10 protein-coding genes and 1 pseudogene are annotated in these 9,410 nt (G+C 56.3%); 5 read left to right on the top strand and 6 right to left on the bottom strand.

The window, feature by feature from the left end:
* A pseudogene (locus tag ACLL9E_RS01590) lies at positions 1-99 on the bottom strand (4-hydroxy-tetrahydrodipicolinate reductase); the annotation flags it as partial.
* A 100-nt stretch (positions 100-199) separates the two neighbouring features.
* On the opposite strand from ACLL9E_RS01590, the gene ACLL9E_RS01585 reads away from it, so the two are divergent.
* The gene (locus ACLL9E_RS01585) at positions 200-907 is read left to right on the top strand and encodes an NAD-dependent deacylase (RefSeq protein ID WP_411289991.1); all 708 of its coding nucleotides are present in this window, start codon (positions 200-202) and stop codon (positions 905-907) included.
* Here the strand turns inward: ACLL9E_RS01585 and ACLL9E_RS01580 are convergent.
* The 5 genes from ACLL9E_RS01580 to ACLL9E_RS01560 are packed head-to-tail and all read right to left on the bottom strand — an operon-like array spanning position 896 to position 5,663.
* Positions 896-1,660: a HesA/MoeB/ThiF family protein gene (locus ACLL9E_RS01580; protein WP_411289990.1), complete on the bottom strand. Its 765-nt coding sequence runs from the start codon at positions 1,658-1,660 to the stop codon at positions 896-898. The genes ACLL9E_RS01585 and ACLL9E_RS01580 overlap by 12 nt on opposite strands.
* Positions 1,657-2,106, bottom strand: a complete 450-nt coding sequence (gene dut / locus ACLL9E_RS01575; protein WP_411289989.1) for a dUTP diphosphatase — start codon at positions 2,104-2,106, stop codon at positions 1,657-1,659. The genes ACLL9E_RS01580 and dut overlap by 4 nt, the downstream gene beginning before the upstream one ends.
* Positions 2,087-3,370: a bifunctional phosphopantothenoylcysteine decarboxylase/phosphopantothenate synthase gene (locus ACLL9E_RS01570; RefSeq protein ID WP_411289988.1), complete on the bottom strand. Its 1,284-nt coding sequence runs from the start codon at positions 3,368-3,370 to the stop codon at positions 2,087-2,089. The genes dut and ACLL9E_RS01570 overlap by 20 nt, the downstream gene beginning before the upstream one ends.
* A complete protein-coding gene (gene ubiB, locus ACLL9E_RS01565) occupies positions 3,370-4,920 on the bottom strand; it encodes a 2-polyprenylphenol 6-hydroxylase (protein WP_411289987.1) in 1,551 nt (516 codons plus the stop codon). Before ubiB ends, ACLL9E_RS01570 begins: the two co-directional genes overlap by 1 nt.
* 11 nt (positions 4,921-4,931) lie before the next feature.
* Positions 4,932-5,663: a class I SAM-dependent methyltransferase gene (locus ACLL9E_RS01560; RefSeq protein WP_411289993.1), complete on the bottom strand. Its 732-nt coding sequence runs from the start codon at positions 5,661-5,663 to the stop codon at positions 4,932-4,934.
* Positions 5,664-5,721: 58 nt separating this feature from the next.
* On the opposite strand from ACLL9E_RS01560, the gene mutM reads away from it, so the two are divergent.
* The 4 genes from mutM to ACLL9E_RS01540 all read left to right on the top strand — a co-directional run.
* Positions 5,722-6,534, top strand: a complete 813-nt coding sequence (gene mutM, locus ACLL9E_RS01555) for a bifunctional DNA-formamidopyrimidine glycosylase/DNA-(apurinic or apyrimidinic site) lyase (protein ID WP_411289986.1) — start codon at positions 5,722-5,724, stop codon at positions 6,532-6,534.
* A gap of 107 nt (positions 6,535-6,641) precedes the next feature.
* Positions 6,642-6,905, top strand: coding sequence for a 30S ribosomal protein S20 (rpsT, locus tag ACLL9E_RS01550; protein WP_411289985.1), 264 nt, complete (start codon positions 6,642-6,644; stop codon positions 6,903-6,905).
* A 478-nt stretch (positions 6,906-7,383) separates the two neighbouring features.
* Positions 7,384-8,781 carry a chromosomal replication initiator protein DnaA gene (dnaA, locus tag ACLL9E_RS01545; protein WP_411289992.1) on the top strand — a complete coding sequence of 466 codons (1,398 nt, stop codon included), beginning with the start codon at positions 7,384-7,386 and terminating at the stop codon, positions 8,779-8,781.
* 209 nt (positions 8,782-8,990) lie between these two features.
* Positions 8,991-9,410 (top strand): hypothetical protein (locus ACLL9E_RS01540; protein ID WP_411289984.1); only part of this gene is annotated, 420 nt, incomplete at its 3' end.

The following is a 9,410-nucleotide window of genomic DNA, read 5'->3' as shown; positions in this document are numbered from 1 at the left end:
GTCAACGCCACCTGCTAGGTCGTGACCGTCCGTTCTGATTGCTTCAGCTAAAGCCTGACCCATGCGCCCAGCGCTGCCAATGATACCGATTTTCATAATCTTCACCCTGAACTTGTTTCCGGGTCTTACTATATTAAGTAGTCGACACAAGTTGTGCTGTGCACGCCGCTTGCTTCAGGATGACGATGAAGGAATGAATGTGAACCGAGAAAGCAAAAACATCCTGATCCTGACTGGGGCCGGCGTCAGCGCGGAGAGCGGCATTGACACGTTCCGCAGTGCTGGTGGGCTGTGGGAACAGCACAAGGTTGAGGATGTTGCGACGCCTGAGGCATTTGCGCGCGACCCGGACCTTGTGTTGCGGTTTTACGATATGCGGCGCGAACGCATTCAGCAGGTAGAACCAAATGCCGCGCATCGCGCATTGGCACACCTCGATTCTGCGTGGTCTGGAAATTTGTTGCTGGTGACCCAGAATGTCGACGACCTGCACGAAAGGGCAGGGACAAAGCGCTTGTTACATATGCATGGCGAACATCTGAACGCGTGGTGCAGTGCGTGCGATGCACGTCACCCGTGGCGCGGAACGTTGATTGACCGGCCTGCTTGTCCGTCTTGCGGTATAAAGGGTCAGTTGCGGCCCGACATCGTCTGGTTTGGCGAAATGCCGTATCGGATGGATGAAATTTACCATGCGCTGAACCGCGCGGACCTGTTCGTCAGCATTGGCACATCGGGCGCGGTGTATCCAGCCGCTGGCCTGGTGCGTGAAGCACGGCAAAAGGGTATCCGCACGCTGGAGCTGAACCTTGAACCGTCGCACGGCAGTTCGTGGTTCGAAGAATCACGACATGGCCCCGCGACTGAACTCGTGCCTGCCTGGGTGGCCGAAATGTTAGCTGGCTGACTTGCCGCAACTTGAGCAAGCCGGGTCTTTAGGCAATCTAATGGTGCGCATCGACGGGGTCAGGCCGTCGAACAGGTGAAGCTTGCCCTTCTGCGCCTCTCCGAAGCCCGCCAGCGCACGCATGGCCTCCATTGCGGCAAACGACCCCATAAGCCCACACATCGCCCCCAGAACGCCCTGCGTGGCGCAGTCGTCGCAGTCATCGGGGTCGTGCGCGTCGCCGACGAAGCAGCGATAGCATGGCGCATCGGGCAGCCATCCGGTAAAGGTGCCGATCTGTCCATGAAACTGGCCAATCGCGGCGCTGACCAACGGCACTTTGGCGGATAGGCAAAGGTCGTTGACGATAAGCCGCGTGGCAAAATTATCGCAGCCGTCGATGACGACATCAACGCCCGCAATCATATCCGCCGTAGTAGAGCGGTCAATGCGTTGCTTGCGGCCGAAGAACGTCACATCAGGGTTCAACCGCGCAACCGCTGCACCAGCGGCATCGACTTTGGCGGTACCAATGTCGCCTTCACTGTAGAGAATTTGCCGCTGAAGATTAGAAAGAGAAACGACATCATCGTCGACAACAGTAATGGTGCCTACACCTGCTGCCGCGAGATATTGGATGGCCGGACACCCGATGCCGCCAGCACCGATCAAAAGCACATGGCTGGACAATAATTTGGTCTGTCCTGCGCCGCCAATATCGCGCAACACAATGTGCCGGGCATATCGGTCAAGCTGTTGGTCCCTTAGGGTCATACCCCCGTGGAACCAAAACCCCCGGTCCCGCGAACGGTGCTGTCAATATCCTCAACCTCGACCATGGCGGCCATGGTGACGGGCGCAAGCACGATTTGCGCAATCCGGTCGCCCTTGTTGATCATAAAATCATCTTCACCCAAATTGGCCAAAATAACCTTCACTTCGCCGCGATAGTCGCTGTCTATGGTGCCTGGTGTGTTCAGGCAGGTAATCCCGTGCTTGAGCGCAAGGCCCGAGCGGGGGCGGACCTGAATTTCAAATCCTTCGGGGATGGCAAAGGCAAAACCAGTTGCCACTGCATGGCGTCTGCCGACGCGCAGGTTTAGGGTTTCAGCGGCGCAAATATCCATCCCTGCTGCCCCCGATGTCGCATAGTCAGGTGTCGGCAGACCCGCACCGTGGTTCAGGCGCTTGACGCGAACTTCAGTCCTTGGCGAGGGCATCTGCAATCTTCTCCATCAGCTTGCGCGCAATAATGTCCTTCGGACTTTCCGGCCAGCTTTCGACGCCGTTGTTGGTGACGATATGGAAGGCATTGTTTTCGCCCCCCATCACATCGCCGGACACGTCGTTAGCTACAATCCAGTCGCACCCTTTTTTGGCGAGCTTGGCTTGCGCATGTTCCACTATTTTCTCGGTCTCCGCTGCAAATCCAACTAGCAGCTTTGGCCGAAGCTTATGCTTGGCAAGACTTGCAAGAATGTCAGGATTTTCGGTTAACGCGAGCGCGGGGATGCCCGAATGGTCTTTCTTGATCTTCTGGTCGGGGGCGTGAGCTGCGCGCCAATCCGCCACCGCCGCAACCATGATGGCAGCGTCAACGGGCAGGGCTTTCTCAACTTCGGCCTGCATTTCAAGCGCGGTTTCGACATCAATGCGCAGGACGCCCGGCGGTGTTGCAAGATGGACTGGACCGGCGACAAGCGTAACTTCAGCGCCCATATCGGCAGCAGCCGCAGCTATGGCAAAACCCTGACGCCCCGATGAGCGGTTGGCGATGTAGCGCACGGGATCAATTGCCTCATGCGTTGGGCCAGCGGTGACCAGCACGCGCTGGCCGAACAATGGCCGGTGTTGGACATCGGCAAAGTCGGGCTGCGCATCAAGCGGCGAGGTGCTTGCCAAGGTTGTCGGCGCACGCCCCGATGTCAACGCTGCATCAAAATGCTGCCCCAACATGGCGCAGATTTGCTCTGCGACGACAGGCGGCTCGGGCAAGCGGCCGGGGCCAAATTCGCCGCACGCCATTGCGCCCTCATCAGGTTGCATGATGTGGACGCCGTCACTGCGCAATTGCGCCAGATTGCGCTGTGTTGCCGGATGGTTCCACATCCGCACGTTCATGGCAGGAACCGCAAGCACTGGCTTGTCGGTGGCAAGTAGGATCGTTGTCGCCAAATCATCCGCGATGCCAGCCGCCATTTTTGCCAAAATATTGGCCGTCGCAGGGCAAATCACGATTAAGTCGGCCTGACGGCTCAACTGGATATGCCCGATTTCGCTTTCTTCTTTCAGGTCGAACATGTGGCCATAGACCTGATCTTCAGTCATCACTGCCATCGACAAGGGCGTAACAAACTCGGCCGCGCTTTTGGTCATTACCGCACGTACCGCTATGCCCTGACGCTTCAGCAAGCGGACAAGCTCGAGCGACTTATACGCCGCAATGCCGCCGGTCACGATCAGGAGGATTCGTTTGGAAGCCATTAGCTCAAACCCGCCGCCCACGTTGCTGCGGCGCCCAAGGCTCCAGCTAGTGCAGCGACGACAATGTAGCGTCCAGTATTGCTCTGCCCGTTACGTTCCCAAATGAGCTGTACTGGGGGCAAGGGAGGCGGTTCGGGCGCGCCGCCCTTGCGTGGTAGTTGTTCGTCTAAACGGCGGATGAGGTCGGGGATCATCTGCAACGTTTCGGCCTGTTTGCGTATGCCGTCAGCGAGCATCGCCTCAGGCCCCAATTCGCCGCGGATCCAGTCCCGCACATAAGGCGCGGCGACATCCCACATGTTAATGCTTGGATTCAGCGACGTCGCAATGCCTTCGACCATGACCATTGTCTTTTGCAGCAACAGCAAATGTGGCTGGGTCTGCATATCGAAATCGCGGGTGATCGCAAACAGGCTGTCGAGCATTTCCCCGACCGACAACTCGCTCACTGGCTTGCCACGTGTCGGCTCGCCCACAGCGCGTAGCGCGGTCGCGAATTCGTCTACATTATGATAGCTCGGCACATATTGCGCCTCAAAATGAATTTCGGCGACACGCTTATAATTGCCCGTGGTCAAACCGTAGAGGATCTCGGCCAGCCAGAAACGCGCTTGCCGGTTGATGCGGCCCATGATCCCAAAATCGATCGCGACAATCGTACCATCGGCGCGCACGAACAAATTGCCCTGGTGCATGTCGGCATGAAAAAAGCCTTCCGAAATCGCCTGGCGCAAAAAGGTGAGGACAAGCTTTTCGGCCATCTTGTTCAGATCATGGCCAGCCGCTTTCAGCGCATCGATGTCCGAAATCTTGACGCCGTCGACCCACTCAAGTGTGAGCACGCGACCTGACGTCCGGTCCCAGTCAATAGTCGGAATATCATAGCCTTCGACGCCGACCATTGCTTCTTTCAATTCCGACGCGCTTGCCGCTTCCCGGCGCAAATCAAGTTCGCGCAAGGTCCATCGTTTGAGATTGGCGACCACCAGTTGCGGACGTAAACGCGCAGCCTCGCCGCCAAGCGCTTCCAGATGCGCGGCTGCCCATTCATAGGTTTCGATATCGCGGCCAAATTGTTCGCGAATGCCGGGCCGAAGCACCTTTATCGCAACATCCTTGCCGTCTGTCGTGCGCGCACGATGCACTTGCGCAATCGACGCTGCGCCGACTGGCACTGGGTCGATATATTCGAATAACAAGGCAGCCGGCTTGTTCAGGCTGGTGTCAATCTGCGCATAGACAAGGTCAAACGGGGCAGGAGGCAACTGGTCCTGAAGCATCAGCAGATTATGCGCAGCCTCTTCACCGATGATATCGGGCCGGGTTGCGAGCGTTTGTCCAAGTTTGATTGCGGCAGGGCCGATGGCGCGAAAAGCCCCCGCATAATCCGGAACCTTCGGCTGCATCGTGCCAAAGCGCGCGATGCGGCAAAGCCGTTTGACCTGAGGCGGTGTGTTACGGTCGGCTTCAATCGCGCGCAATGCGCCATGGCGCGCCAGGATGCGGCCCCATTTGAGCAAGCGGAGAATGTGGGTTGCAGGACGAGTCATCAGCTTCGGTGTTAAACCTTCCAGCCGCTATGTATGGCGACCAAACCACCCATGATCGGTTCGACTTTGGTTTGCACAAATCCTGCCTCACCAATCATGCGCTTGAAATTCTGCATGTCGGGAAAGCGGCGGATGGATTCGACCAGATAGCGATAGCTGTCTTCGTCGCCTGCGATTGCCTTGCCCAGTTTTGGAACAAGCTTATCGGAATAGAGATCGTAGATTTGCGCAAGGCCAGGCCATTCGACGGTTGAGAATTCGAGGCAGAAAAACCGGCCGCCATAACGCAGCACTCGATGCGCCTCGCGTAATGCCTTGGGAATGTCGGTTACGTTGCGGATGCCAAAAGCAATCGTGTACGCATCGAAATGCGCATCGGGGAAAGTCAAAGTCTCGGCATTTTGCGTCGACCAGATCAGGCTATCAATGCCGCGCTTCATCGCCCGATCCATACCGACATCCAACATGTCCTCGTTGATGTCGGATACGGTGACCTGTGCGCCAGATTTCTCCATGCGAAAGGCAATGTCACCAGTGCCGCCTGCCATATCGAGGATATCCTCGCCTGCACGCGGTTTGACACGGCGCACAAAACTATCCTTCCACAAACGATGCATGCCACCCGACATGGCGTCGTTCATGATGTCATATTTGCGCGCAACATTGGAAAAGACGTCGCCAACGCGCTGAGTCTTTTCATCGGGGCTAACCTGCTCGTAGCCGAAGGAAACGGTGTCGTTCATCATCGTGCCTCTAGCCGATTGTTGCGCCAGCCGCAAAGGCTGTTAGGTGCAAAATCATATGCCCGAATTACCCGAAGTAGAAACAACCGTCTCCGGCCTGAGGTCGGTGCTTGAAGGCGCACTTATCGTCCGCGCTGAACCGCGCCGTGCGGACCTGCGCTGGCCGCTACCGCCTGATCTGCGTCAACGTCTGACCGGCGCGCGCATAGAAACGCTTGGCCGCCGCGCCAAATATGGACTGATTTACACTGACCGTCAGGATGTTTTGATATTTCACCTTGGCATGTCGGGTCGGTGGCGCGTGGATCCTGTCGAAATCGAAAAGCACGACCACTTTATTTTGGAAACCGCGAGTGGCCGGGTCGTTGCGCTTAATGACCATAGGCGATTTGGGTCACTGGACATTATCGATTCGGCCCATTTGCCGGATTACCGGTTTTTCGCGCAAATGGGTCCCGAGCCGCTATCTGACGACTTTGATACGCGGGTGCTGCAAACCGCGCTTCTCGCTCGCAAGGCGCCAATCAAGGCCATGTTGCTGAATCAGAATATTGTTGCAGGGCTTGGCAACATCTATGCCTGTGAAGCGCTACATATGGCCGGCATTGACCCCCGCGTTGCCTCCAACACCATCAGCAAGGCACGCCTCAGTCGGCTCGTCATCGCTATCAAGGACGTGCTGGCAGCGGCGATTGCGGCTGGCGGATCAACCTTGCGCGATTTTGCCGCACCCGACGGCGAACTTGGCTATTTTGCCAAGGACTGGCGGGTCTATGGCCGGGAGGGGCAAACTTGCGGCTGCGGATCTGTCATATTACGCCGTGTGGATTCGGGGCGCTCGACTTTCTATTGCCCGAAATGCCAGCGATAATGCGGCAATATGCGGTTGACGAATCTGTAAAGCAGGGTTAAGGGCCGCTCCTTCAACGGGCGTATCGCAAGGCACGCCTTCACAAATATTGAAATTCGAGGACAAAAATGGCCAATACGCCGCAAGCAAAAAAGCGTATCCGTCGCAACGCGCGTCGTACTGAAGTGAACGGTTCGCGCGTTTCCCGCATCCGCACTTTCATCAAGAAGGTCGAATCGGCGATTGAACTTGGCGACAAGACCGCGGCTGCCGCTGCACTTGCCGCAGCGCAGCCTGAACTGGCGCGCGGCGTTTCCAAGGGCGTCCTCCACAAAAACACAGCATCGCGCAAATTTGGTCGCCTCACAAAGGCGGTCGGCGGTCTCGCTTAAGGCCGATGTCCAGGGCTGGATCATCCAGCTGCTCCGATTTGAAACCCGCCGCGACCACGGCGGGTTTTTCTTTGATATTGTCATAAAGCCGAAGGGTGAGGATTTCCCGCGATTCGGCGCGTTTACAATTCAAAATTGACTCAAAAATTAAGCAAATTCATAATGTTAGTAATTAACCAACGCAATTGCTCGGGTCGCGCCGAGTCAATGGCATTTATTTCAGTTTTTTTGCAGTGGTGCACTTGATCGACTCGTTTCTTGGGGTCTAAGAAACTGTTTCCAGCAACGCATGACGACAGTCGGGCAGTGCCTCACATGGAGAATTGGAACGTGGCGTTGGCTGCATTTGGCGACAAATGCTTGGCCAAACTCTGTTCGCTCCCTGCGCGGTATATAGCCTGCGGTTATGTAGTACTGGATGGGGTGGAAAATGGGGGCAGGCACGTTGGCCGAAGGCAAATCAGTATCGCACATAAAAATGAGTCCATCGGCAAGCGCACATGACGCTTCAATGGTAAACGCGCGGCTTGAGGCCGATTGGCACAATATCTCTTCCGGTTTGCGCCGCGATCTGGGCGCGCAAATTTATGGCCAGTGGATTCGCTCGATTTCCTTGGGTGACTATTGTGACCTGACCGGCACGCTTGAGCTTTTGTTGCCGTCGGATTTTTCCGCCAGCTGGGTTTCGGACCATTATGCCGACCGCTTGCGTCTTGCGTGGGCAAGCACAAACAATAGCGTCAAACAGCTGAAAATCCGGACGCGCCCGGGTGCACCGCGCGTTGAATTGTTGCGCGCTTCAACCAATGCGGAACGGGCCGTTGCCCAAGAGGCGAACGAAGCGCTCCCTGCGCGTTCTTCACTTGACCCGCGTATGACTTTTGCCAATTTTGTAAAAGGGCAGACCAATGTTCTGGCGCTCAGCGCTGCTGAACGTGTCGCGTCGAAAGACAAGCCGTTGTTCAACCCGCTCTATCTTCAGGCTGCAACGGGGCAGGGCAAAACGCATTTGATGCATGCCATTGGTCATGCATATGCCGAGGTAAATCCAAACGCACAGATTTTGTACATGTCGGCCGAAAAGTTTATGATGGAATTTGTGACCGCGATGCGGCGCAAGGAAGTCATGGAGTTCAAGGCCAGATTGCGCGCCGTAGATGTCCTGCTGATCGACGATATCCAGTTCATCATTGGCAAAGTTTCGACTCAAGAAGAGTTTCTGCACACAATTGATGCGATCATTGGCGCAGGGAAACGCTTGGTCGTGTCGGCCGACCGCGCACCTCAGGCGCTGGACGGGGTAGACCAGCGGATATTGTCGCGCCTCTCCATGGGCCTTGTCGCCGATATCCAGCCAGCCGATCTGGAACTCCGCCGCTTGATCCTGCAGCAGCGCCTCGCCAACATGCCTGAAGCTCAGGTTGGGGAAGATGTGGTTGAATTTCTTGCCCGTACCATCAGCCGGAATGTCCGCGAATTGGAAGGCGGCCTGAACAAGCTGCTCGCTTATGCACAATTGACGGGCAAGCCTGTCACCCGGACGCTTGCGGAAGAGCAGCTCAAGGACATTTTGAGCGCATGCCGCCGCCGGATCACCATTGACGAAATCCAGCGCGCTGTATGCGAATATTACCGCATCGATCGAAGCGAGATGTCATCGAAGCGTCGCGCCCGCGCAGTGGTTCGGCCACGGCAGGTTGCGATGTATCTCGCTAAGGTCATGACACCGCGCAGCTATCCCGAAATTGGACGCAAGTTCGGTGGCCGTGACCATAGCACGGTCATTCACGCCGTGCGCTTGGTTGAAGGGTTGCGTCAGCAGGACAGTGACATGGACAATGACGTCCGCGCGTTGCTTCGCCAACTCGAAGCTTAGAATTTTAACTTTTCCACCCCTTTTCAACAGCCTTTCCAGCGCTTATCCCCCGGGATAGTATAGGAAGGATGGCAATGGGAAAAACTTGCGCATCGTGCGGGTCAGTGCACGCAAGCAACGCGGCTTATTGCGCCAATTGTGGCCATTCTTTGAAGAGCAGCGCTAGCGCCAAAAAACCCGCCAAATCTGGTAACAACCGAGCTTGGCGCATGCCGGCGGCGATCATCGTGGGGCTGCTGGCCTTGGGCGCTTTGTATTTTTGGCTGTTTATTGCCGATGATTTGCAAAAAAGTGCGGACATTCCCGCGACGGAGGCGCCTGATGGCGCTCGCCCCGATGCTCAGATATTCTTCGCTATGATCGATGCCAATATCCGCGACAAACCAACAACCTCGGGCAGTACTGTTTTGGGAAAATTGCCGCGTGGTTCGCAAGTGACCGGAACGGTTCAGGCAACTTCAGGTGCGAATGCCGAATGGTTGGAATTGTCCGACGGCAACGGCTTCATCGCGCTTGTAAACCTGACCCAATATAAACCCCCGGTTTTGGCAAGATTGCTGAACAATCAAATATGGGTGGCCGATGGTTTAATCGATGTGTGGGCAACGCCATTGCCGGACAGCATTTTG

Origin of the sequence: Sphingorhabdus sp. (assembly GCF_046596595.1) — a bacterium.
Classification (GTDB): domain Bacteria; phylum Pseudomonadota; class Alphaproteobacteria; order Sphingomonadales; family Sphingomonadaceae; genus Sphingorhabdus_B.
Note: the sequence above shows the minus strand (reverse complement) of the source record. Positions and strands in the feature narration are given on the sequence as shown.